Origin of the sequence: Bacteroides sp. AF32-8BH, assembly GCF_003435205.1 — a bacterium.
GTDB classification, from domain to species: Bacteria; Bacteroidota; Bacteroidia; order Bacteroidales; family Bacteroidaceae; genus Bacteroides; species Bacteroides ovatus.
Genome location: NZ_QVLZ01000002.1, coordinates 229,108 through 253,550, shown reverse-complemented (window position 1 = coordinate 253,550; position 24,443 = coordinate 229,108). Strand labels below are relative to the sequence as shown.

At 44.9% G+C, this 24,443-nt stretch carries 15 protein-coding genes, 1 tRNA gene and 1 pseudogene; 8 read left to right on the top strand and 9 right to left on the bottom strand.

Going from position 1 to position 24,443, the window contains the following annotated elements; genetic code table 11:
* Nucleotides 1-53: 53 nt before the first annotated feature.
* On the bottom strand, nucleotides 54-326 hold the full coding sequence (locus tag DWZ47_RS02325) for an HU family DNA-binding protein (RefSeq protein ID WP_004296482.1): 273 nt from the start codon (nucleotides 324-326) through the stop codon (nucleotides 54-56).
* Between the two features lie 221 nt (nucleotides 327-547).
* On the opposite strand from DWZ47_RS02325, the gene DWZ47_RS02320 reads away from it, so the two are divergent.
* From DWZ47_RS02320 to secDF, 5 genes are all read left to right on the top strand, one after another.
* Nucleotides 548-1,225: a rhomboid family intramembrane serine protease gene (locus DWZ47_RS02320; RefSeq protein WP_004307872.1), complete on the top strand. Its 678-nt coding sequence runs from the start codon at nucleotides 548-550 to the stop codon at nucleotides 1,223-1,225.
* Nucleotides 1,206-2,111 carry a rhomboid family protein gene (locus tag DWZ47_RS02315; protein ID WP_117512216.1) on the top strand — a complete coding sequence of 302 codons (906 nt, stop codon included), beginning with the start codon at nucleotides 1,206-1,208 and terminating at the stop codon, nucleotides 2,109-2,111. Before DWZ47_RS02320 ends, DWZ47_RS02315 begins: the two co-directional genes overlap by 20 nt.
* 4 nt (nucleotides 2,112-2,115) lie before the next feature.
* A complete protein-coding gene (locus tag DWZ47_RS02310) occupies nucleotides 2,116-3,201 on the top strand; it encodes an endonuclease/exonuclease/phosphatase family protein (protein WP_004296485.1) in 1,086 nt (361 codons plus the stop codon).
* Between the two features lie 31 nt (nucleotides 3,202-3,232).
* The gene (locus tag DWZ47_RS02305) at nucleotides 3,233-5,317 is read left to right on the top strand and encodes a M3 family metallopeptidase (protein WP_117512215.1); all 2,085 of its coding nucleotides are present in this window, start codon (nucleotides 3,233-3,235) and stop codon (nucleotides 5,315-5,317) included.
* A 165-nt stretch (nucleotides 5,318-5,482) separates the two neighbouring features.
* A complete protein-coding gene (gene secDF, locus DWZ47_RS02300) occupies nucleotides 5,483-8,506 on the top strand; it encodes a protein translocase subunit SecDF (protein WP_022199562.1) in 3,024 nt (1,007 codons plus the stop codon).
* A gap of 174 nt (nucleotides 8,507-8,680) precedes the next feature.
* Here secDF and DWZ47_RS02295 read toward each other — a convergent pair.
* Nucleotides 8,681-8,752, bottom strand: a tRNA-Arg gene (locus tag DWZ47_RS02295).
* A 203-nt stretch (nucleotides 8,753-8,955) separates the two neighbouring features.
* On the opposite strand from DWZ47_RS02295, the gene DWZ47_RS02290 reads away from it, so the two are divergent.
* The 3 genes and pseudogenes from DWZ47_RS02290 to DWZ47_RS02280 form a co-directional block, all read left to right on the top strand.
* Entirely contained in the window at nucleotides 8,956-10,806 is a 1,851-nt protein-coding gene (locus tag DWZ47_RS02290; RefSeq protein ID WP_117512214.1) for a 2-oxoacid:acceptor oxidoreductase subunit alpha, read from the top strand.
* 3 nt (nucleotides 10,807-10,809) lie between these two features.
* Entirely contained in the window at nucleotides 10,810-11,820 is a 1,011-nt protein-coding gene (locus DWZ47_RS02285) for a 2-oxoacid:ferredoxin oxidoreductase subunit beta (RefSeq protein ID WP_004323877.1), read from the top strand.
* Nucleotides 11,821-12,086: 266 nt separating this feature from the next.
* A pseudogene (locus tag DWZ47_RS02280) lies at nucleotides 12,087-12,362 on the top strand (ATPase); the annotation flags it as partial.
* A 146-nt stretch (nucleotides 12,363-12,508) separates the two neighbouring features.
* Here DWZ47_RS02280 and DWZ47_RS02275 read toward each other — a convergent pair.
* The 7 genes from DWZ47_RS02275 to DWZ47_RS02245 all read right to left on the bottom strand — a co-directional run bounded on the left by DWZ47_RS02275 (nucleotide 12,509) and on the right by DWZ47_RS02245 (nucleotide 24,435).
* Nucleotides 12,509-13,363: a DUF4886 domain-containing protein gene (locus DWZ47_RS02275; protein ID WP_117512245.1), complete on the bottom strand. Its 855-nt coding sequence runs from the start codon at nucleotides 13,361-13,363 to the stop codon at nucleotides 12,509-12,511.
* Between the two features lie 21 nt (nucleotides 13,364-13,384).
* Nucleotides 13,385-15,181 carry a glycoside hydrolase family 2 protein gene (locus DWZ47_RS02270; RefSeq protein WP_117512213.1) on the bottom strand — a complete coding sequence of 599 codons (1,797 nt, stop codon included), beginning with the start codon at nucleotides 15,179-15,181 and terminating at the stop codon, nucleotides 13,385-13,387.
* Nucleotides 15,182-15,287: 106 nt separating this feature from the next.
* A complete protein-coding gene (locus DWZ47_RS02265; RefSeq protein WP_117512212.1) occupies nucleotides 15,288-16,586 on the bottom strand; it encodes an acetylxylan esterase in 1,299 nt (432 codons plus the stop codon).
* A 257-nt stretch (nucleotides 16,587-16,843) separates the two neighbouring features.
* Complete coding sequence (locus tag DWZ47_RS02260) at nucleotides 16,844-18,910, bottom strand: alpha-galactosidase (protein ID WP_004296509.1); 2,067 nt, start codon at nucleotides 18,908-18,910, stop codon at nucleotides 16,844-16,846.
* A gap of 7 nt (nucleotides 18,911-18,917) precedes the next feature.
* Nucleotides 18,918-20,786: an FAD-dependent oxidoreductase gene (locus DWZ47_RS02255; protein ID WP_117512211.1), complete on the bottom strand. Its 1,869-nt coding sequence runs from the start codon at nucleotides 20,784-20,786 to the stop codon at nucleotides 18,918-18,920.
* A gap of 53 nt (nucleotides 20,787-20,839) precedes the next feature.
* Entirely contained in the window at nucleotides 20,840-21,952 is a 1,113-nt protein-coding gene (locus tag DWZ47_RS02250; protein ID WP_117512210.1) for a glycoside hydrolase family 105 protein, read from the bottom strand.
* 29 nt (nucleotides 21,953-21,981) lie between these two features.
* Complete coding sequence (locus DWZ47_RS02245; RefSeq protein WP_117512209.1) at nucleotides 21,982-24,435, bottom strand: beta-glucosidase; 2,454 nt, start codon at nucleotides 24,433-24,435, stop codon at nucleotides 21,982-21,984.
* Between the last annotated feature and the right edge of the window lie 8 nt (nucleotides 24,436-24,443).

Below are 24,443 nucleotides of genomic sequence, written 5' to 3'. Positions count from 1 at the left end.
AAAAAAAGGAGACGCATCGCGTCTCCTCTCCTAATTTCTTTCAACTATCTATCTTATTCAACAGCTGCAGATAATTCAGCACCAGCTTTAAATTTAGCTACTTTCTTAGCAGGAATAGTAATAGTTGCCTTTGTAGAAGGGTTAATACCAGTTCTTTCAGCTCTTTCGCTTACTGAGAAAGTACCAAAACCTACGAGAGATACTTTGTCACCAGCTTTCATAGCATTAGTAACTGAAGTGATGAAAGCATCAAGTGCTTTTTTTGCATCGGCTTTGCTCATTTGAGCTTCAGCAGCCATTGCGCTAATAAGATCAGACTTATTCATAATACGTAAAATGATTAATTAATATATATGTTACACAAAAGATTATCCCACAATGGATTAATTCCACAAATATAGCCGAACAAAACAACATATCAAATAAAAACATAAAAAAAACGCAGCAAATTATTGAAAAAGAGCTAATAGGAAGCGTTTTTCATGCTTTAAAACAGAATTTATTCGTACTTTTGCGTCTATTATCTAAATATTCAGAAATTAAAATGATGCCAACTGTAACTAAAAACCTGATAATTATCAATGTACTAGTATTTTTCGGGACAATCGTAGCCCAACGTTACGGCCTGGATTTAACGAATTATCTGGGATTACATTTTTTCCTCGCAAGTGACTTTAATCCGGCACAGCTTATCACTTATATGTTCATGCACGGCGGATTCAGCCACATTTTCTTTAATATGTTTGCCGTTTTTATGTTCGGACCGATTCTCGAACAAACCTGGGGACCCAAACGTTTCCTCTTTTACTATATTCTCTGCGGTATCGGTGCGGGACTTATCCAGGAAGGAGTGCAGTATATTCAATATGTGATAGAATATAGCCAACATACACAAGTAAATTTGATAGGCTATGGCGTTATTTCTATGGAGCAATACTTGAACATGTTGACCACCGTAGGTGCTTCGGGAGCCGTTTACGCCATATTGCTGGCATTTGGTATGCTATTTCCCAATAACCGACTGTTCATCTTTCCGCTGCCTTTCCCTATCAAAGCGAAGTTTTTCGTGATAGGATATGCCGCAATCGAATTATGGGCAGGGCTTGCCAACAGCACCGGAGATAATGTTGCTCACTTTGCTCACCTGGGAGGAATGTTATTCGGATTAATCCTGATTTTGTATTGGAGAAAAAAAAGCAATAACAATGGGACATATTATAGCTGATTTAAAGGAGACATTCAGAAGAGGAAATATTTTCATCCAACTGATTTATATCAACGTAGGCATCTTTCTGATCGGCACGTTGATTAACGTTTTCCTGCGACTTTTTGAAGTAAGTACCTCCGACATATTCGGTATATTTGCCTTACCGGCATCCTTTATCGGGTTTATGCATCAACCGTGGTCGCTATTTACTTATATGTTTATGCATGCCGGCATCCTGCATATTTTATTCAATATGCTCTGGCTGTATTGGTTCGGAAGTTTGTTTCTCTACTTTTTCTCGGCCAAACATTTAAGAGGACTATATGTATTGGGAGGTATCTGCGGAGGTTTACTGTATATGATCGCCTACAATGTATTTCCTTTATTCAGTTCGCAAGTGGTAGGCTCAACATTGGTAGGAGCGTCGGCTTCCGTATTAGCCATCGTAGCCGCTACGGCTTATCGTGAGCCTAATTACAGGGTGCAACTTTTTCTTTTCGGCGCTATCCGCCTCAAATACCTGGCACTGGTTGTTATCGGAATTGATGTATTATCCATCACCTCAAGTAATGCCGGAGGACATATCGCGCACCTGGGTGGTGCTCTTGCTGGACTTTGGTTTGCCGCCAGCCTAAATAAAGGAACTGATTTGACTTCCTGGATCAACTGGATTCTGGATGGTTTCACCTCCTTGTTTCAAAAGAAAACATGGAAACGGAAACCGAAAATGAAGGTACACTATGGAAACAGTGCCACCGGTCGCGAGAAGGATTATGATTACAATGCCCACAAAAAAGCACAGTCTGATGAAGTGGACCGTATTTTGGAAAAACTAAAGAAATCCGGTTACGACAGTCTGACAACTGAAGAAAAGAAAAGCTTGTTCGACGCAAGCAAAAGATAAAGGAATGGAACATATTGGCAAATTTGTCGCATATCTGATACTTGCTGTCAACGCTCTCTTCGTGGGAACGTTGATATTAAGCGCTTATAGCCCTTACCTTAACCCGAAAATAAATCCACTTGCTTCCAGCTTGGGACTTGCATTTCCGATATTCCTGACGATTAATCTGATTTTTATCGGCTTCTGGGCATTTGTCAATTACCGCTATGCGCTCTTGCCTGCCATCGGTTTTCTAATTTGTATTCCGCAGATACGGACTTATATTCCTTTTAACTCCACCACTAAAACCATACCGGAAGGAAGCATCAAAATCCTATCCTACAACGTAATGAGTTTCAACAATTTGGAGAAGAAAGATGGAAAAAACCCGGTATTGTCTTATCTTGTAGATAGTAACGCCGATATTATCTGTCTGCAAGAATATAACACCGCTACCAACAAGAAATACCTGACGGAACAGGACATTAAAAAAGCATTGAAAGCCTATCCTTACCAATCCGTCCACCAACAAGGGAAAGGAGATGTGCAACTTGCCTGTTTCTCTAAGTTCCCCATACTCTCGATACATCCCATCGAATATGAAAGTAATTATAACGGCTCCATGAAATATGTACTGAATGTGAATAACGACACTCTTACATTAATCAACAACCACCTGGAATCCAACAAGCTCACCAAAGAAGACAGAGGGATGTATGAGGATATGATTAAAGACCCGAATGCCAAGAAAGTAAAAACCGGACTTAGGCAATTAATAAGAAAACTGGCGGAAGCATCGGCTATCCGGGCTACACAAGCAGATTCTGTGGCTAAAACCATTGCAGAAAGTAAATATCCGACAACCATAGTATGCGGCGATTTCAACGACGGTTCTATCTCATATACCCATCGCATCCTGACTCAAAAACTAGACGATGCATTCACACAGTCCGGTAAAGGATTGGGTATTTCCTACAATCAGAACAAGTTCTATTTCCGCATAGACAATATCTTGATCAGCCCCAACCTGAAAGCCTACAATTGCACGGTAGACCGGTCTATCAAGGCATCAGACCATTACCCGATCTGGTGCTATATCAGTAAACGATAAGAACTGAAAACTCTAATAAAAAACACTTATGATGATTAAAAAGACACTAACCATTTTAGCAGTAAGTTGTATGATGTACTCCTGTGCTACGAAAACAGAAAGCAATCCTTTCTTTACAGAGTTTCAAACCGAGTATGGTGTTCCTTCTTTCGACAAGATTAAATTAGAGCACTATGAACCTGCCTTTCTAAAAGGTATAGAAGAACAGAATCAAAATATCGAAGCCATCATCGAAAGCCCGGAAATTCCGACATTCGAAAATACGATTGTGGCTTTGGATAACAGCGCACCCATCTTAGACCGGGTAAGCATCATTTTCTTCAATATGACAGATGCGGAAACTACTGATTCGCTGACCGCACTTTCCATCAAACTGGCACCGGTTCTTTCGGAACATAATGACAATATCTCCCTGAATGGGAAACTATTCAAACGGGTGAACGATGTCTACCAAAAGAAAGATTCATTGAACCTGACGTCGGAACAAGCACGTCTGCTGGACAAGACTTATAAAAGATTTATCCGTTCCGGAGCGAACCTTGGCGAAAAGGACCAAACTCGCCTCCGCGAAATCAACAAGGAGCTTTCTACACTTGGCATCACTTTCAGCAACAATGTGCTGAATGAGAATAATGCCTTCCAACTTTTCGTTGACAAGGAAGAAGATCTGGCAGGATTACCTGAATGGTTCCGCCAAAGTGCGGCCGAAGAAGCGAAAGCAGCCGGACAACCGGGAAAATGGTTGTTCACCCTGCACAATGCCAGCCGTCTGCCTTTCCTGCAATATTCTGAAAATCGCCCGCTCCGGGAGCAAATATACAAAGCTTATATCAACCGCGGCAACAACAACGACGGGAACGATAACAAGGAAAACATCCGCAAGATCGTTTCTCTCCGCCTGGAAAAAGCGAACTTATTAGGTTTCGACTGTTATGCAAACTTCGTCCTGGATGAAACCATGGCAAAGAACGCCAACAACGTAATGAGCCTTTTAAATAACCTCTGGAGCTACGCACTGCCAAAAGCAAAAGCAGAAGCTGGCGAACTCCAGAAGTTAATGGACAAGGAAGGAAAAGGAGAAAAACTGGAAGCATGGGACTGGTGGTATTACACCGAAAAACTGCGGAAAGAAAAATATAATCTGTCTGAAGAGGATACAAAACCTTATTTCAAACTGGAAAATGTACGCAATGGTGCTTTCGCCGTAGCCAACAAATTATATGGCATCACCCTAAGCAAACTGGAAGGCATACCAACTTATCACCCTGATGTAGAAGTCTTTGAAGTGAAAGACGCAGACGGTTCCCAGCTCGGTATCTTCTATGTAGACTATTTCCCACGTCCCGGGAAAAGCGGTGGTGCATGGATGAGCAACTATCGTGAGCAACACGGAACAACCCGTCCATTGGTATGCAACGTTTGCAGCTTTACCAAGCCGGTAGGCGACACCCCCTCTTTATTGACCATGGATGAAGTGGAAACCCTGTTTCACGAATTTGGTCACGCCCTGCACGGACTGCTGACAAAATGCGAATACAAAGGAACATCGGGAACCAACGTGGTACGCGACTTTGTAGAGCTTCCTTCTCAAATCAACGAACACTGGGCGACTGAACCCGAAGTGCTGAAAATGTATGCCAAACATTATCAGACAGGAGAAGTGATACCCGACGAAATCATCGAGAAGATACTGCAACAGAAAACTTTCAACCAGGGCTTCATGACCACCGAATTACTGGCCGCCGCCATCCTCGACATGAACCTGCACACGATAACAGATGTAAAGAATCTGGATATGCTTGCATTCGAAAAAGAAGCGATGGACAAGCTTAATTTGATTCCCGAAATAGCACCGCGTTATCGCGTGACTTACTTTAATCATATCATTGGCGGATACGCAGCCGGATACTATAGTTACCTATGGGCCAACGTATTGGACAATGATGCTTTCGAAGCTTTCAAAGAACATGGTATTTTTGATAAAAACACCGCCGACCTGTTCCGCCATAACGTATTGGAGAAGGGAGACAGCGAAGACCCGATGGTGCTTTATAAGAATTTCCGTGGAGCGGAACCAAGCCTGGAACCACTACTGAAAAACAGAGGAATGAAATAATTCAGCAAAAAAGCCCTTAAACATCAAATATTTGAGGGCTTATTACACATGAATGTGAAAAAAAAACTATATTTGCAGCCTTGTATGCGGCAAAAAGAACTTGTGTACGACAGAATTTAACTGAAAATTAAATTAAAAAAGTAATCATCATAAATTAAAAGTAAAATGCAAAACAAAGGATTTGTAAAGGTTTTTGCGGTATTACTCACACTGGTATGTGTGTTCTATCTCTCCTTCTCCTTCGTAACACGCCATTATACCAACAAGGCGAAAGAAATTGCGAACGGCGACCCGAAAGTGGAACAAGACTACCTCGACTCTCTCTCCAATGAGAAAGTGTGGTTGGGTAACTGGACGCTGAAACAATGTCGTGAGATGGAGATTAGTTTAGGTTTGGACCTAAAAGGTGGTATGAACGTTATCCTTGAAGTTTCTGTACCTGATGTTATCAAAGCACTGGCTGACAACAAGCCGGATGAAGCTTTCAACAATGCATTGGCAGAAGCTGCAAAACAGGCTGTAAACAGCCAGGATGATATCATCACGCTATTTGTCAGAGAATACCACAAAGCTGCTCCTAACGCAAAACTTTCCGAACTCTTCGCAACACAACAGTTGAAAGACAAAGTTAACCAGAAATCATCGGATGCAGAAGTTGAAAAAGTATTGAGAGCAGAAGTAAAAGCTGCTGTTGAAAACTCATATAACGTACTTCGTACACGTATCGACCGTTTCGGTGTTGTTCAGCCGAATATCCAGAGCCTGGAAGACAAAATGGGTCGTATCATGGTGGAATTGCCGGGTATCAAAGAGCCGGAACGTGTGAGAAAACTTCTCCAAGGTTCTGCTAACCTAGAATTCTGGGAAACTTATACAGCTAAAGAAGTTCTTCCTGCCATGCAATCTGCTGATGCTAAATTGCGTGCTGTATTAGCGCAGGAGACAGATGCAGACTCTACCGCTGTAGATTCCACCAAAGAAGCTCCGCTTGCAGAAGCTACTCCGGCCAAGAAAAGCGTAAGTGCTGCCGACAGTCTTGCTGCTGCCCTGAAAGGAGATGCTACAACTACTGAAGATAATTCAACAGCTAACCTGGCAGAAATTAAAAAGCAATACCCTCTGTTGGCTATCCTGCAGTTGAACTCTAGCGGACAAGGTCCTGTGATCGGTTACGCTAACTACAAAGACACTGCTGATATCAACAAATATCTGGCTATGCCGGAAGTTAAAGCAGAACTCCCGAAAGACCTTCGTTTGAAATGGGGTGTTTCTCCTTCTGAATTTGACAAGAAAGGACAGACGTTCGAATTATATGCTATCAAGTCTACCGAACGCAACGGTAAAGCTCCGTTGGAAGGTGATGTAGTAACAGACGCGAAAGATGAATTCGACCAATACAGCAAACCGGCTGTCAGCATGACAATGAACTCTGACGGTGCACGTCGTTGGGCACAGCTGACCAAACAGAACATCGGTCGTTCTATCGCTATCGTTCTTGACAACTATGTATATTCTGCACCAAACGTAAACTCTGAAATCACAGGTGGACGTTCACAGATTACAGGTCATTTCACTCCTGAACAGGCAAAGGACTTAGCAAACGTATTGAAATCAGGTAAGATGCCGGCTCCGGCTCACATCGTACAGGAAGATATCGTTGGTCCGTCATTGGGTCAGGAATCTATCAATGCAGGTGTATTCTCATTCGTAGTGGCTCTGATTCTGTTGATGATCTATATGTGTATGATGTACGGCTTCATACCGGGTATGATTGCCAATGGTGCATTGTTCCTGAACTTCTTCTTCGTATTAGGTGTCCTCTCCTCCTTCCAGGCAGCATTGACAATGTCCGGTATTGCCGGTATGGTGTTGTCACTAGGTATGGCAGTGGATGCGAACGTACTTATCTACGAACGTACTAAAGAAGAACTTCGTGCCGGTAAAGGTGTGAAGAAAGCACTTGCTGACGGTTATTCCAACGCATTCTCCGCTATCTTCGACTCGAACCTGACATCCATCATCACAGGTGTCATTCTGTTTAACTTCGGTACCGGTCCGATCCGTGGTTTTGCTACGACATTGATTATCGGTATTCTAGTATCCTTCTTCACCGCTGTGTTCATGACCCGTATAGTTTACGAACACTTCATGAACAAGGACAAACTATTGAACCTTACATTCACAACCCCTGTTTCAAGAAACTTGATGACCAACACACGTTTTGATTTTATGGGAACAAACAAAAAATCCCTTATCATCACTGTAGCCATCATCCTCGTTTGTATCGGTTCATTTGCCATGCGCGGTTTAAGCCAGAGTATCGACTTTACCGGTGGACGTAACTTCAAGGTACAGTTCGAGAATCCGGTAGAACCCGAACAGATTCGTGAATTGATCTCCAGCAAGTTCGGTGATGCTAACGTTAGTGTTATCGCTATCGGTACAGATAAGAAAACTGTACGTATCAGCACCAACTACCGTATTGAAGATGCAGGAAACGATGTTGACTCTCAAATCGAAGCATATTTATATGAGACTTTGAAACCTGTGCTGACTCAAAACATCACTCTAGCTACCTTTATCGACCGTGACAATCACACTGGTGGTAGTATTGTAAGTTCTCAAAAAGTGGGTCCGAGTATCGCAGACGATATCAAAACAGGTGCCATCTATTCCGTAGTACTGGCTTTGATCGCTATCGGTCTGTATATCTTAATCCGTTTCCGTAACATCGCATATAGTATTGGCTCTATCGTAGCTCTATCATGCGATACCATCATGATTATCGGTGCTTACTCATTGTTATGGGGTATCGTTCCATTCTCACTGGAAATTGACCAAACGTTTATCGGTGCTATCCTGACAGCTATCGGTTACTCTATCAATGACAAGGTGGTAATCTTCGACCGTGTACGTGAGTTCTTCGGCCTGTATCCGAAACGTGACAAACGTCAGTTGTTCAATGATTCATTGAATACTACACTTGCACGTACTATCAATACATCATTAAGTACATTGATCGTATTGCTGTGTATCTTCATCCTTGGCGGTGATTCAATCCGCAGCTTTGCATTCGCAATGATCTTGGGTGTTGTTATCGGTACATTGTCATCACTGTTCATTGCATCTCCGATTGCATACAACATGATGAAGAACAAAAAAGTCGTACCAGTAACTACGGAAGAATAATAAATTCCAAAAATAGAAAAAGCCTCTTCCGAACATTCGGTAGAGGCTTTTTCTATTGATTATTAAAACAAATAGAAGCTATAAGACGTTCATCTTAAAAGAAGCCATTGTTAAACTCAAAACCAGATACGATATGAAAGCAAAACAAAACAACTTCTCACAGATTCTTCGTAGTAGCCCCGAGGGGAATCGAACCCCTATCTAAAGTTTAGGAAACTTCTATTCTATCCGTTGAACTACAAGGCCGCTTCAAATTTGCTTGCAAAGATAACGGTTTCTGTCGATTTAACAAGAATAAAAATACAGGTTCCTTTCAAATATCTCAAATATTTAGCGTCAATAGGACAATAAAGTTCGATTTATTTTGATAATTCGATTAACTTTCCGACCTTTGCGCTCACAAATTGAAAGTAAAATCAGTTTTTAAATTAAATATAGTAATTAAAGTTATGGCAGACGAAATGATGGTTAAAGAATTGGAGGAAGTAGTAGTACGTTTCTCCGGCGACTCCGGCGACGGTATGCAGCTGGCCGGCAACATCTTCTCGAACGTGTCGGCTACGGTAGGAAATGACATCTGTACATTCCCTGACTACCCGGCAGACATCCGCGCCCCGCAAGGTTCACTGACCGGTGTTTCCGGTTTTCAGGTCCACATCGGTGCCGGACAGGTTTACACTCCCGGAGACCGTTGCCACGTGTTGGTGGCTATGAATCCTTCCGCACTGAAAACACAAATCAAATTCTGTAAACCGCAAGGACTTATCATTACCGACTCCGACTCATTCGAAGCCAGAGATTTGGAAAAGGCACAATTCAAGACCGACAATCCTTTTGAAGAATTAGGCATAAAACAGGAAGTACTTGAAGTTCCCATCTCTTCCATGTGCAAAGAGAGCCTGAAAGACTCCGGACTAGACAATAAATCAGCACTCCGTTGTAAGAACATGTTCGCACTCGGCCTGGTTTGCTGGCTGTTCAACCGTAACCTTGCCGCTGCTGAAAAAATGCTGCGTGAGAAATTCGCCAAAAAGCCCGAAATTGCAGAAGCTAATATTAAGGTATTAAACGATGGTTTCAACTATGGTGCCAACACACATGCTTCTGTCTCTACTTATAAGATTGAAAGTAAAGCTCCGAAATCAAAAGGACTTTATACAGATATCAACGGAAATAAAGCAACTGCTTATGGCTTGATTGCTGCTGCCGAGAAAGCAGGTCTAGAACTCTACTTGGGTTCTTATCCTATCACTCCGGCCACTGATATTCTGCACGAATTAGCTAAACATAAATCACTGGGAGTAAAAACCGTACAGTGCGAAGATGAAATCGCGGGTTGTGCTTCTGCCGTTGGTGCCGCTTTTACCGGTGCTTTGGCTGTAACGACTACTTCCGGGCCCGGTGTTTGTTTGAAGAGTGAGGCCATGAACCTTGCTGTAATTGGCGAACTTCCATTAGTGATTGTAAATGTGCAACGTGGCGGTCCGTCAACAGGTTTGCCTACTAAATCAGAACAGACAGACTTATTGCAAGCTCTTTACGGACGTAATGGTGAAAGCCCGATGCCGGTGATTGCCGCAACTTCACCAACGAACTGTTTTGATGCCGCATACATGGCATGTAAGATTGCTCTGGAACACATGACTCCGGTTGTATTACTGACGGATGCTTTCGTAGCCAACGGCTCGGCAGCTTGGAAACTTCCTAACTTAAATGAATATCCTGCCATCAATCCTCCATACGTGACTCCGGACATGGCTGGTAACTGGACTCCATACCAACGCAATGAAGAAACCGGTGCACGTTACTGGGCAATTCCGGGAACTGAAGGATTCATGCACCGCATCGGTGGTCTTGAAAAGAGCAATGAAACAGGTGCGATCTCTACCGAACCAGAAAACCATAATAAGATGGTTCATCTCCGCCAAACTAAAGTAGATAAAATTGCAGACTATATCCCCGAACTCGAAGTACTGGGTGATGAAGATGCAGATTTACTGATTGTTGGCTGGGGCGGCACGTATGGGCATCTCCGTCTGGCTATGGACTTTATGCGCGATCATGGAAAGAAAGTGGCTTTCGCACACTTCCAATACATCAACCCGTTGCCGAAGAATACAGCCGATGTATTGCGTAAATACAAGAAGATCGTAGTAGCTGAACAGAATTTGGGACAATTCGCAGGTTATTTACGGATGAAGATACCCGGATTGAACATCAGCCAGTTCAACCAAGTGAAAGGACAGCCTTTCGTTACGAGAGAATTGATAGATGCATTCACTAAATTATTGGAGGAATAAAAGATGAGCGATAAAGTATATACCGTACAAGATTATAAATCAGGCCAACCTCGCTGGTGTCCGGGATGCGGTGACCACGCTTTCCTGAACTCACTGCACAAAGCTATGGCCGAACTGGGAGTAGCTCCGCACAATATTGCCGTCATTTCCGGTATCGGTTGTTCTTCCCGCCTGCCTTACTACGTAAATACGTATGGGTTCCACACTATTCACGGACGTGCCGCTGCTGTTGCAACAGGAGCAAAAGTAGCCAATCCAAATTTGACTATCTGGCAGATTTCCGGTGACGGTGACGGTTTGGCAATCGGTGGTAATCACTTCATCCATGCCGTTCGCCGCAACATTGACTTGAACATGATTCTGTTGAACAACCGTATCTATGGTTTGACAAAGGGACAATATTCACCGACTTCAGAACGTGGATTCGTCAGCAAATCATCTCCTTACGGAACAGTGGAAGACCCGTTCCATCCGGCAGAGCTGGCTTTCGGTGCCCGCGGACGTTTCTTCGCACGTTGTATTGCAGTAGATGGTGCCGCTTCCGTAGAAGTGTTGAAAGCAGCAGCTAATCACAAAGGTGCTTCTGTTGTAGAAGTTCTGCAAAACTGCGTGATCTTCAACGACGGAACTCACGCCAGTGTTGCTACCAAAGAAGGACGCGCTAAGAACGCTATCTACCTGGAACATGGCAAACCGATGTTATTTGGTGAAAATAAGGAATTCGGCTTGATGCAGGAAGGCTTCGGGCTGAAAGTAGTGAAACTTGGTGAGAACGGTGTCACAGAAAAAGATATCCTTATCCACGACGCACACTGCCAGGACAATACGCTTCAATTGAAACTGGCTTTGATGGAAGGTCCTGACTTCCCGATTGCACTCGGTGTAATCCGTGATGTAGATGCTCCAACTTACAATGATGCTGTCGCTGAACAAATCGAAGAAATCAAAGGCAAGAAGAAATATCATAATTTTCAGGAGCTGCTAATGACTAATGATACTTGGGAAGTGAAGTAATTCACTGCTCATCAATAATATAAGAGCTGGAGGAAGGATAAAACATCCCTTTCTTCAGCTTTCATTATAAATACACCTCAAGTTTGTTTAAAGGTCATCTTCAGTCATCCCACAGCATACTGGGCGTCACCCCACAAGCCGTGGTTTGTTTCATGCCATGAAACCATTTGTTTCTCACCGAGAAACGAAATGTTTCAAACAGGGAAACTATTAGTTTCAAGCAGTGAAACAAAGTGTTTCCCTATAAGAAAGCATACTTTTGTTAAAATCTAGTGTATAACCACTTTTTATACAAAGGTTACGACATTAAGGTTGGCTATTACGGAGATAAGGAAATTGATTTTATCGGAGAGAAGAATGGAGAAAAACTATATATACAGGTCGCTTTAAAAATAGATGGCGACACAGCAGAAAGAGAATTTGGAAACTTACTAAAGATACAGGACAACTATCCCAAAATAGTGGTAACAGAAGATACATTCAGCGGAAACAGCTACGAGGGTATACGCCATTGTCCTATACGCCAGTTCTTAATGGAGTAAACCATACAATATACGAAAAATAAATGCAGTACACCATCGGGTTGCCACGAGCAATCAAATCGCCTTTGGTGTGCTGCATTTACATTTGAATCAAGTCATCTATAATACCGTGGATTCTGCTGCAAGACGGGCGGCAATGTCCATTGTTAGTTAGAAATAGACAGCTCGGTTACCTTATACGGATGTTTTACTGCTGCATGAGCAGCTTTCTGGGCAACAGCTTTCCTCGCCTCATCCAACCCTTCCGGGGCATAAGGATTCCCGACTACATTGTGTTTGAAGATGCGTTCGAACCAGGTACAGGCAGCGGTATAACGTCCAATCTTCACATCCAGATGATAGCCGTCCCGATTCAGGTGGTCGCCGATGAAAGAGGTGCGCGCATTTTGTATGGCAGTGCCCGAAGGGATGACAATCTTTATCTTATTCGCCTTAGCCGCTTTCTTCACTGCATCGGCAATAGCCTGATACATGGTGAGTTGATTGCAGTTGTAGTTTTTAAATCCACTATGCTTGGAAGTAGACGCATACGCCCAGGTTTGGTGCAGCATCAGCTTTGTTTTCTTTGGAAGGCGTACTTTTACATATTCTATGAGCTCGGGAAGAGAGGCTTCATACGTCTCATACATTCCCGAAAAAGGACTTGCCTGTTGCAGGCTGACGTAATCCCAGTCTTCATCTGCCAGCACCGCTTCCAAAGACATCTTGCCTTTTTCCCGTTTCTTTCCATCCGTACCGATTTTCCGGTAGGCATAGGCAGGAGCATTGTCACGGGCATTTTTCACATGACGTTCCAGGGAACAGCCGCCAATAAACATATTGCCGATTATGGTTGAAATGCCTTCGGCTTCAGCAAGTTCATGCAGATATTGCTCCACGGCATCTTGGGAGAAGCTGTTGCCGATGGCAAGTATCCTGACCGTTTTTTGCTGCGCATACACTCCTCCGGCAAGAAGGAGCAGTATGCACATACCAATCACTACAATCTTATATTGCTTCATCACATTCAAATATAGCTAAACTTATCGGTTATTTCTCTTTTTCATGTAATAATCTCTCATCAGATACCACGCTTTCTTACGCATACCCTGGTCGGATATGAGCCCTTTGCGGTTCCAGCCATCCTGATTGGTGGGGTGGAAACGGAATGGGGAACGGAAGTCGAACAGAATCCAGGGAGATACGCCACGCAGGTTCGGGATATTGTCGAACATACGGATATTGTCTCTATACAGACGTGCCTGGTATTCTTCACTCCAAGAGCTGACTACATTCTCATCACCGGACTGACCGTACAATGCTTCGCCGCCAAATTCCGAGATAATCAACGGTTTGTCCGTCACTACTTCCCATATAGCGTCTTTCGGTTCCACAGGCCACGGATGATACCAGCCCATATATTTGTTGATAGCTACGACGTCCAGTTGGGAAGTAAAAGAATCTTCCATTACAAAACGCTGTTTTTCGCTATTGAAGTGCACAAGGTCGAAAGCGGCAACATACAAGCGGGTAGTGTCCAGCTGTTTTCCCGTTTCGAGCAGGGAAGTAAGGAATTCATTCCGTTCTTTGGAAGGCTGTGTTTCATTGGCGACACCCCAATAACCTACCGCGCAGCGGTTCTGATCACGCTTAATCATTTCAGAAAGCATCCTCTGCGCTTTCTTACGGGTATCATTGTCTGTAAAGTCAATGCCTTGCCAAATGGGAATCTCCTGCCAGAGAAGGAAGCCCATCTTTTCCGCCAGGCGTACCGTGTACTCATTCTGCGGATAATGAGCCAGGCGAATCATGTTCACGCCAAGCGCTTTCGCTTCATTCAGCAACATGGCCGCATCGGCTTCCGAGAAAGCACGTCCCATACGTTGCGGGATTTCTTCGTGAAAAGAGATACAGCACATAAATGTCGGCTTCCCGTTCAGGTAAATATCAGTTCCTTTCACGGTGATATTGCGGAAGCCGATTTGCTCTTCCACACGGTCGGCACTTGAAGATACAGTCACGCCATAGAGTTTCGGTTCTTCCGGCGACCAGCGTTGCAGCCTCTTCGCATTCAATATGGTTTCCGCCTTTCCTTCTGCGTCGGTGGTGAGCTCCGCGTTGATTTTGAGTTCGGGGATGGCAACTGTTACTTTCTCACCAGCCTTTTTATCAGAAAGATGCACGCGCGCGATGATGCGGTCTGGAGTGTTTTTATCCAATTGGATGAAATAATCTTTTATAAATGTCCGGGGAGTTTTCACCAGCAATACATCTCTTGTGATGCCGCCATAATTCCACCAGTCGAATGCCATAGCAGGAATGGCGTCTTTGGTACGGCGGTTGTTCACTTCTACCGCCAGGAAGTTGTCACCGTCTTTCAACAGGTCTGTCACTTCCACTTGGAAAGGAGTAAAACCGCCTTCGTGCTCTGCTATCTCTTTTCCGTTCAGGTAGACTTTGCTACGATAGCTGACAGCACCGAAATAAAGGAACTGGCGTTTGTCTGCCAAGCGTTTGGCATCAAAGTGACGGGCATACCATACAGTGCCTTCGTAATACTTCAATTCGGGTGATTGAGAGTTCCAGTCTCCCGGAACATTAAGACGCAACCCGCCTTCAAACGCATATTCGTAGAAATCAATATTTCCTTCCGGTTGCCGGTTTTCATAGATTTTCATCCGTTGTCCCTGGTCGTACAGGTCGATGATGGCATTCCATTTACCATTCAGCGAATGGATGTTGCGACCATATACATTCGTTATCAGCTCCTGTGCCGCAACGCTTCCGGCAAAAGCGATTAGCAACAATAGACATAGACTTAATTTCTCACCTGTTTTCATTTAAGTATGTTGTTATAATTAGTGTATATAATAAGTTCAGGCACGGATTACACGGCTTTTAGAATAGAATAGGTAAAACAACAGTGTTAATCCGTGTAATCCGTGCCTATTTCGATTTATTTTTTAGGAAATTCATTACCCAGTTCCAGGCTGCGCTCCACTGTTCGGCATAGGCATAGTGAGCGGTCGTTTCAGCTACAAACAGTTCTTTTGGAGCATTAATCACGTTATAAGTGGAGTAAGTGGTGGTAGGCGGACAAACTCTGTCATTATATCCGAAGATATAAAATCCCGGCACTTTAACCTGACGGGCAAAGTTGACTACATCAAAATACTGAATGGTTTTAATCTTTTCCGGTGTCCGGTTCTTCTCATCCTTAAACAGATGCGGCCAACCGCCTGCACGACCGTGGGCATAACCCGCCATATCACACAAAGCAGGATAGAAAGAAACCAATCCCTTGACACGAGCATCCAGTCCGGCAATTACAATGGAAAGCGCACCGCCCTGGCTTCCTCCAAAGGTCGCCAGATTACCATTGAATTCGGGAAGTGTGTAAATGAAATCAATGGCTCTCACACAGCCGGTATAGACCCGCTTATAATAGTACTTGTCCCGATTATCCATATTGAACGAGTGGTAATTCTTCAAAGCACCGTTATAAAGCCGGTGATACACATCCCCCTCCATATTGACCGGAATGCCGTGAATACCGATTTCCAATATGATGAAACCCTTTCCGGCACGTTCAGCTTCTCCGTTATAGGCACGGATGCCTGCGCCCGGCACTTTCAGAATCGCCGGATATTCCCCGGAAGCCTTCGGAACACAAAGGATGCCGTACATACGGGACGCATAGTCATTGTTCGCGAAGGAGACATGATATACGTTCACCTTATCTGTGCACCTTTCCGGCAGTAAAGTCATTATCGGTTCCAGTGCCCACTTTTCTGCGGCTTCTTTGGTGCTTTTCCAAAATTCCAGAAAGTCGGCGGGCAACGGAGTGGTCGGTTGCAATTTCTCAGGAGAGAAGCCGACGGTAGCCACGCCTTCATACTCACGCCCTTGGCAAGTGACAAAAGCACGGCAACGCAGGAATCCTTCTTTTTTCATAGTCCCTGCGTTAATTTCAAGTTTTTCATTCTTCAAAGGCTGTTTGCCTGTCTGATGAGGTTTCATCATGTCTTCCGAAATCTCATAACGCACTTCCAGATTATCCTGCGGGATATTGCATTTCAATACCGCCACTTTGAATTTCACTTTTTCTCCCGGTTTATACAGCCAATTGGTGTGGTCGGGAGTGACCTGCACTTGAACCAGTCTTTCCTGCGGCTGTCCCCATGCAACTATCTGCATGGAGACAAATGCTATCAGGAGAAGAAGAAAACGTACACTTTTTACCATAGTTCCCTATTTTATTTCATTTGTCGTTGTTATATTAATATCCCATTTATCAGCTATTAATACTCATTGTCTCAAACTATTAATACCCATTATCTCAACTATTAATACCTATCCGCTCAGCTATTAATACCTGACAACTCAACTATTAACATCCAACAGCAGAGGTATTAATGCTTCTCTCCACCTAACATACTACTCTGCGAATCAGAAGTTAACACATCACTCGTTATTAGCGTAGAATGCAGATAGCCGCCTTTTTATGGTTTTACTTCGTATTGATAGAGTGCGAAAGAGTTCTTGTCATTTAGCTCGAAACTTACTCTACCCTGTGCGCCGACTTTTGCAGCAAACTTCTTGCCACTTCCCATCACAGGGATAAAATCCACTTTCTTGCCTTCAGGAAGCCAGGTGTCAATAGTCCCCCTAGCTTGCTCGTTGTCTTCACGGTAAACAACAAGATAACCTTGCGTGCCGGAGACGGTCGATTGGAATCCGGTCCACGAGCGTCCCGAGGGTTCTTCACCAATAGGCAGTATGACGCCTTGATGAAACCGGAGTTGCAAGGGTTGGTATTTCTTGAGCAGAGATGCCGTAATATAAGCCTCTTCGGGCAAGTTCGAAGCCTCCATCCAAGCCAACGGCTGTGCCGCCAAGGTGATAGCAAAGAGGTAATCGAAACTGTAACGGGCGGGGGCAAAAGGATCGGCAGCGTCATACTTGTCGGCATTACGCCATTTATTAAGAAACTCTATCTGCATCTTCTCCGCCGGTACATAGCGAGACAGCATCCAGAGGTTGCGCAAGGTGCGATAAGGGTAATAGTTGCCCCAATCGGTATAGCGGTTTTCCAGGAAGATGTTGCCGTACTCGTTCATATAGTGATACCCGCCGCGACGACCGGCAGTGGCATCGAGGTTGAAAATCACTTCATAGTTGGTTTGCTCCAACACGGTATCAAACAGTCGGCGCAGATTCTGTTCGGCTGTCTTGGTAGGTATCTGCAGGCCGTCTATCTTGAAACAACAGATGCCGTACTTCTTATAAAGTCCGATAATGGCTTGCGCATCTTTTTGCCAATCGGCAAAATCATTCTGTATGCTGGGGTTGAACCATAATCCGATGCGAATACCCAATTTCTTGCCTTTCTCTACAATAGGTTTCAGACCATGAGGGAATTTCGTGGGGTTGGGCGTCCAGTAACCGGTATTCTTCCAAATATCCTTAAAACTACCTCCGGCAGTCTTCGAGTTAGGACTTTTTCCGCTCTGCCAGCCATCGTCCAGTTGAAAGAGGGTGATGCCCATGCGTGCGGCACGGTCCAGTTCTGCCAGGCAGAAAGCCTCATCTATTTTGGCATCCTGGCTACGGTCGCCCCAGGTATTGAGCATAATCATCTCATCCTGTGCGGCGGTATGATGGCGCAGTTGTTTCTGATAGAGGCGCAAGGCAGTAAGCGCTTCTTGCTCGCCGCCGGTATAGATGCCGGTAACGCATCCATAAACGCGGGTCCAGCTATCCGGCTTTACATCATGAGACGCAATGCCCAGCCCCACTACCATAAAATCGCTAAAGTCCGCCACGAAGTCAGAACCCGGATAATGTAATTGGGTACTGCTGCTAGGAGCCTCTTTCAAAAAAAAGAAGCCTTGACGCGTAACTACGTCATGAGCAAAAAGCAAATTACCACGATACGTATTGCGACGGTAAGGAAGCCAGGTACGCCCGGTCACCAGATTGTCGTTCCAATCGGTGTAGTCGAAAAACTCTATTGTGCGGGCACTCCAATGATTGCCGGATAGTTGCAGCCTGTCGAGCGTGGGAGTTTTCACCCCCGTAGCCATATCGGCCGTGTGCTCTATATTTTTGCGGTCAGCGTTAGAGCGGTTATCCTCCTTATTCTGATAAAGTTCCACTTGCCCTTTCAGATAGGTGTCGCAAGCAATGGCGGGACAGTCTGCATAAATGCGATAGCGACGCTCTATATTCAGCGAACCGATAGTGCAAGCCACGGTAGCCTGCAGATAACTGGCGTGGATGCCGTTCGTCGGTATCTCGTTCACGGTGAGCGTGGCATCCGTAGGGATACCTTTCACAATCGAGAAATCGGGTTGTTTGCCCTGTACCGGAATGTTTTTTCCGTGTTGCTTGTCAGTAAGACTGATGGTAACGGGTGCACCGTTATTCCACAGCATGGCGCGTTCCATATAGTTATTGCCTATACGTAGCGTGTCACCTTTCAGAAAAGCGTAATACTGTTGTCCTCCCCAAAGCGGCAAGGTACATATTGCCGATAGAAATATCGTAATAATATTTTTTTTGCTCATAGTTTGTCTACGGTTTGATGTAAGCTCCCGGAACTTCCAACAATTTGTTGGGTTCGTTGAAGCGTTGGTTATCGGGCACATCGCGTTTGCCCAGACCCGCTTGCATAAGTTGCTTCAGTTCCGGCAGGTGATGATGATAGATGTCGCGCGGCTCTACACTATGCTTGTGGCAGAGTCCGGCTGCCATACCTACTACTTCACCCATCATGCCGGTAGTACGCATCACACGTACCGTACCCAAAGCTACATGGGTGCAGCTCATATTGCGACCTGCCATAAAAAGGTTGTCCACATTGCGAGAATAGAGGCAGCGATAGGGAACGGCATAAGGATAAATCCAACGATGCACCGTAGCCGACTTGAATTCATTGCCGGGAAAGCGGACACTGTTCACGCTGTCGGGGAAGTGAAGGTCGATGCTCCAAGTTGTGGTAAACGAAGCATCCTCGTGCGCCACATTCTTATCAATATCGTCCTGTGACAGTACGTAGTCGCCCAAGAGACGGCGTGATTCGCGTTTGCCTGAAACATACGCCACCCAGTCGAGGGAACGGTTGGCATACTTCTTATGGTCTTTATAGTGATTCTTCAGATAGCTCCAGTTGGAATATATCACCAAAAGTCCATAGTCGCGTACACGTTCAGCTTCGCTGACTTGATTGCGGTTCATACCCGTTTCCCATTTCCACTCGCCCATAGTTACAGGCTCACAGTTTTCAGCGTCAAAGCGCACGCCATATTCAAAATGAGGGAATGAGGTTTTCTTCTTCATATCCTTACTATACCATTGTATAGAAGCCCCCATCACCAATGAGTCGGGTTGCTCGGGAGCAAGGCTCTCGCCATATTCATCGCGACCTTCACGCCCCATAGCCCAATCGGCACCGGCTAAATAGCCTATGGTAGCATCACCTGTGCAGTCGCTAAAGAGAGGAGCGGTAAGTTCGGTTTGTTCGCCCGTCTCAATGTGTTGGATAGTGACTGACGCAATGCGGTCTGCTTGCATCTTCACGGCTACCGCACGCTGAGAGGCATAAAGGGTAATGTTCTTTTCGGCCTCTATAAAGTCTTCCTTCTTCTGGTCTTCATAGTAGTCGCCCGGTTGGGCATTGCCGGAACGCTCATGGCCAAACTCACGTATCATACGACCCAATCCCTGATTAGGCCCCATTTCGATGATACCGCCGAGATGTACACGAATCTCTGACGAGTTATTGCCGCCCAATACAGGACGGTCGTTCACTAATGCCACCTTACAGCCTAACCGGGCAGCAGATGCGGCAGCACACATTCCGGCTATTCCCCCTCCTACTACCACAAAGCCGTATTGATGAGCGGGCACCGTCTGTTGTTGTCGCAAGCGGGCACGAAGTGCGGCTGTCTCTGCCGCATCCCAGGTAGCGGGCTGCGTGTTCGCATCGGTCGTAAGGTAAATGGCATCGCAACGACCGTCGAAACCGGTGAGATCTTTCAGGGCAAGGATAGTAGTCCCTGCTTTCAATACTGTCTTTCCGGCAAATTGCCATTGCCAGGAATTACCGGTATGTCCTAATGTAGCTTTCAGCAATTTGCCGCCTAAAGCCAGGCGGAACTTTCCGGGGCCCTCGGCATCGGTCCAAGGTGAAGTCCAGTTGTAAGTACGGGCATATACGTAGTAAGTGCCCGCCTGGGGAATGTTGATTTCTGCCGTAGCATCCGCCACAGGGATGCCCATGCCATGTGCCATGAGATAGGGCGAACCCATTTGATCCATGAACTGCTGGTCGAGCACCCAGCCGCCTCGCTGGCTGAAGCTTTCTGCTTCGATGAGCAGTTCTTCGGCTACAGCCACAAGACTACAGGCTACGGCTATGCATGTCAATAAGAATTTTTTCATCACAGTACAGCGTTTTTATGATTATTGTCTACTATCTTCACAGAGGGAACAGATTATCTCGCCATTTTATAAATTTCATTGCCTGCCATCAAAAAAGCACCAACTCCATAAACCTCCGTCATGTCACGAGTCACTTTCTTCGGATCGGCACCGATTTGCTGCACATAACCCAGTTTCCCATTCGGTTCCACAGCCGAGACTAATGCATTCCAGCCTTTTATCATTACAGGAAGATAAATTTCCTTATCCAATAAACTTTCGTTTATTCCATAAGCAATGGAATAGACAATGAAAGTAGTGCAACTCGTTTCCGGTGATGGATAAGAGGCAGGATCCAAAAGACTGGCATGCCAGAAACCGTCCGGATGCTGCAATCCGGCAACACGTGTAGCCAGTTTTACAAATAATTCCTCATAGAATTTGCGGTTCTTATCTTTCTTGGGCAGTTCCTTTAATATTTCAACCAGACCACCAAGCACCCAACCGTTGCCACGTCCCCAAAAGACTTTCTTGCCATTGGCTTCGCACTTATCAAAATAACGCCAGTCACGGTAGAACAAGTTTTCTTCTTTATCGAACAGGTAATCATAAGTCGCTTTATACTCACGATTCATAAATTTGATATATTTTTTCTCTCCGGTCAGCATATACAGTTTGGCATATACAGGGGGAGCCATAAAGAGAGCATCACACCAAGTCCAACGTTCCAAGGTCTTTAAGTCTCCCTCCACCAGCTTGAAACTACCTTCGGACGGATGATTGACAATCCATTCCGTACGGGCGAGCGTAGGGATAATCATTGCTTCGTCTTTGTACTTGCGGTATAAATCCAAAAAGGACTGTGATACAGCGATGTCATCAGCATGATAAAACCGTTTGTCCGGCTGCCAGCAATTCCGCCGGCCTATACGGGTAAGCCACTTATAATATGTATCATCATTGTCTTCTTTTTCAGCCAATTCCGCCCAATCCACCATGCCGACATAAAGAGCACCTTGCGGCCAGTTCAAGTCGTCATGTTCAGGAGCGGGGTGTGGATTGGCAATCTGCCAATCCGCCACCTTTCGCATGATAGACTTTATTTCTGCTTTTTGAAAAGGAATCTCTGTTGCCATTATAAAAACGGAACATAACAGAGACGCTCCCAATAAAAGTGTTTTTTTCATTATATATTTATTTGTTTATCATTCGGTCATTACAGTTCAACCATAGCCTTTAAAGGCAATTGACTGGAAGCAGGACCGACTAAGATCTCAAAGTCTCCTTTTTCCACTACAAAGCGGTGTTGATTCATATCGTAAAAAGAGAATGCATCCTCATCCAGCACAACAGAAACCCGCTTCTTCTCCCCTTTCTTCAAGAATACCTTTTCATATCCTTTCAGTTCTTTCAACGGACGGGGAACAGAAGACTGTACATCATGCACATACACTTGTGCCACCTCCGAAGCATCCATCTTACCTGTATTCTCTATATCAAAGCTAACGGTAACCTGATGCTCACCCGTTTTCTCCGCAGCCATATTACTATAAGCGAAAGTAGTATAGGACAAACCGTAGCCAAACGGATAGAAAGGTTCTTTTCCCGAACGGTCGTATCCACGATAACCGACAAAGACACCTTCGGAATAGTCTACACGCTTAATCTCCGCCTTTAAGTTCTCGTAATAACTGCCGTGCACCGGATTATCTTCCCATTTCCGCTCGATAGAAATCGGTAGCTTTCCGCTTGGAGAAATCTTACCGGTCAGGATTTCAGCAATTGCCTGACCCCCTTCCTGCCCCGGATACCAGGCCATAAGAATCGCTTTTGCAGCATCATACCAGTTGGTGAAATCCACACCGCCACCGGCGTTCAGTACAATCACAACATTGGGATGCATAGACGCAATCTTCTTGATAAACAATTCCTGATAGCGAAGCAAGGCAAACGGACGGTCAAAGCCTTCGCCTTCGGTATTACTATTGAAACCTGTGCAGAACACAACATTATCCACCTTTGCCAATCCTTGACGAAGTTTCGCCTCATTAAGGCTATAAGCATTAAAACGAATGATGGCCGAAGAAATATTATCAAAGAATTCAATCCGGAAACGGTACTCCTTACCACCCTCAACCGGCAGTTCAACTTCACGGCTAGAGTATGAATGATTTCCCCAATCTCCTGTAATATGCTTGTCATTCACAAACAGACGATAACCGTCATCACCACCGATATGAAGTTTCAACTGGCCGTCAGTTTGTGGCATGTAGCAGGCTGTCCAACGGACAGAGAATCCATCTGTCGGAAAGCCGTCCAAAGGTGCTCCATATCCCCAGTCATAATCAACAGAGGATTCCGTGCGTATTACTTCAGGCTGGCCCGAAAGGGTCTTGTTTTTAAAGTATTCAGCTTTGAAGCCTTTCATCTGACGATTAGCATCAGTATAAAACTCATGGACAATATCTTCATAAATCACATCATCCGTCAATAGTAACAGATTCTTTTTCTTCAATTCTTTCAAGCCTTGAGCCACTGAGACGGTAGAAAAAGGAGTGACAAACCCACTGCCGCCACCGGTAGGAATCAAATTTGCATTAGGCCCCATTACGGCTGTCTTTCCTTTCAGTGGGAGCAAGTTTCCTTCATTCTTCAACAGGACTACACCCTCGCGCGCCAGTTCTAAAGCTGTCTGGCGGGAGAAAGGATTATCCTCTGCGATGTTGCTGTCTTCCTGTTCCTTATCCAGCATACCATAAGCAATCAGAGTTTGCAGGATGTGTTGTACTTTCAGGTTGATGGTTTCTTCTGTCACTGTGCCGACTTTGATAGCAGGCAACAGATTCTCCAAATTCATAAAACGTCCTTTCGGCATTTCGAGGTCAAGTCCGGCGTTAGCAGCGCCTACGGCGGAATATACAGAAGTCCAGTCAGACATCAGAATACCTTTGAAGCCCCAAAGATTGCGCAAGACATCAATATTCAACCATTTATGTTCGGTGGCATGGACACCGTTCAACAGATTGTAGCTGTTCATTACGGCGCCGACATTGGCTTCCTGTACAGCTTTTCGGAAAGCCGGGAAATAGATTTCCTGCAAAGTACGTTCGTCTATGTCAGAGCTAGCATGGTGGCGGCTCCATTCCTGGTTGTTGGCAGCAAAGTGTTTGATTGTAGCAATGACTCCTTCCGATTGTACTCCCAGGATATATTGTTTCGCCGTTTCACCTGTCAAGTAAGGGTCTTCACCGAAGTATTCAAAGTTACGGCCGCACAATGGAGCACGATAGATATTCACGCCCGGACCAAGCAGAATATTAACTCCTCTTGCCTTGGCATCCTGTCCCAAGCCTTGCCCTAACTTATAAAGTAATTCCCGGTTCCAAGTAGAAGCGGAAAGTATTCCGGAAGGATATAAAGTGCTCTTGGGAGCATGATTACGAATTCCCTGCGGCCCGTCAGCCAACTTGATTTCAGGTATTCCCAAACGGGGAATGGCACGCAGAGAAAAACTGGTATATCCGGAGATATACTCTATTTTCTCTTGCAAAGTCATTTTTGATACAATGTCCTTCGCACGTTGTTCGGCTTGGGGAGTGATTGTCTGTGCACAGGTTAATATGCTCCATGCAAGCATACATAAACCTATGCCTCCTATTTTCTTTTTCATGGTGATTC

What these genes read in the sequence shown, in the direction of transcription:
- DWZ47_RS02325 (WP_004296482.1), bottom strand. Translation starts at nt 326, where the DNA reads ATGAATAAGTCTGATCTTATTAGCGCAATGGCTGCTGAAGCTCAAATG.
- DWZ47_RS02320 (WP_004307872.1), top strand. Translation starts at nt 548, where the DNA reads ATGCCAACTGTAACTAAAAACCTGATAATTATCAATGTACTAGTATTT.
- DWZ47_RS02315 (WP_117512216.1), top strand. Translation starts at nt 1,206, where the DNA reads ATGGGACATATTATAGCTGATTTAAAGGAGACATTCAGAAGAGGAAAT.
- DWZ47_RS02310 (WP_004296485.1), top strand. Translation starts at nt 2,116, where the DNA reads ATGGAACATATTGGCAAATTTGTCGCATATCTGATACTTGCTGTCAAC.
- DWZ47_RS02305 (WP_117512215.1), top strand. Translation starts at nt 3,233, where the DNA reads ATGATTAAAAAGACACTAACCATTTTAGCAGTAAGTTGTATGATGTAC.
- secDF (WP_022199562.1), top strand. Translation starts at nt 5,483, where the DNA reads ATGCAAAACAAAGGATTTGTAAAGGTTTTTGCGGTATTACTCACACTG.
- DWZ47_RS02290 (WP_117512214.1), top strand. Translation starts at nt 8,956, where the DNA reads ATGGCAGACGAAATGATGGTTAAAGAATTGGAGGAAGTAGTAGTACGT.
- DWZ47_RS02285 (WP_004323877.1), top strand. Translation starts at nt 10,810, where the DNA reads ATGAGCGATAAAGTATATACCGTACAAGATTATAAATCAGGCCAACCT.
- DWZ47_RS02275 (WP_117512245.1), bottom strand. Translation starts at nt 13,363, where the DNA reads ATGAAGCAATATAAGATTGTAGTGATTGGTATGTGCATACTGCTCCTT.
- DWZ47_RS02270 (WP_117512213.1), bottom strand. Translation starts at nt 15,181, where the DNA reads ATGAAAACAGGTGAGAAATTAAGTCTATGTCTATTGTTGCTAATCGCT.
- DWZ47_RS02265 (WP_117512212.1), bottom strand. Translation starts at nt 16,586, where the DNA reads ATGGTAAAAAGTGTACGTTTTCTTCTTCTCCTGATAGCATTTGTCTCC.
- DWZ47_RS02260 (WP_004296509.1), bottom strand. Translation starts at nt 18,910, where the DNA reads ATGAGCAAAAAAAATATTATTACGATATTTCTATCGGCAATATGTACC.
- DWZ47_RS02255 (WP_117512211.1), bottom strand. Translation starts at nt 20,786, where the DNA reads ATGAAAAAATTCTTATTGACATGCATAGCCGTAGCCTGTAGTCTTGTG.
- DWZ47_RS02250 (WP_117512210.1), bottom strand. Translation starts at nt 21,952, where the DNA reads ATGAAAAAAACACTTTTATTGGGAGCGTCTCTGTTATGTTCCGTTTTT.
- DWZ47_RS02245 (WP_117512209.1), bottom strand. Translation starts at nt 24,435, where the DNA reads ATGAAAAAGAAAATAGGAGGCATAGGTTTATGTATGCTTGCATGGAGC.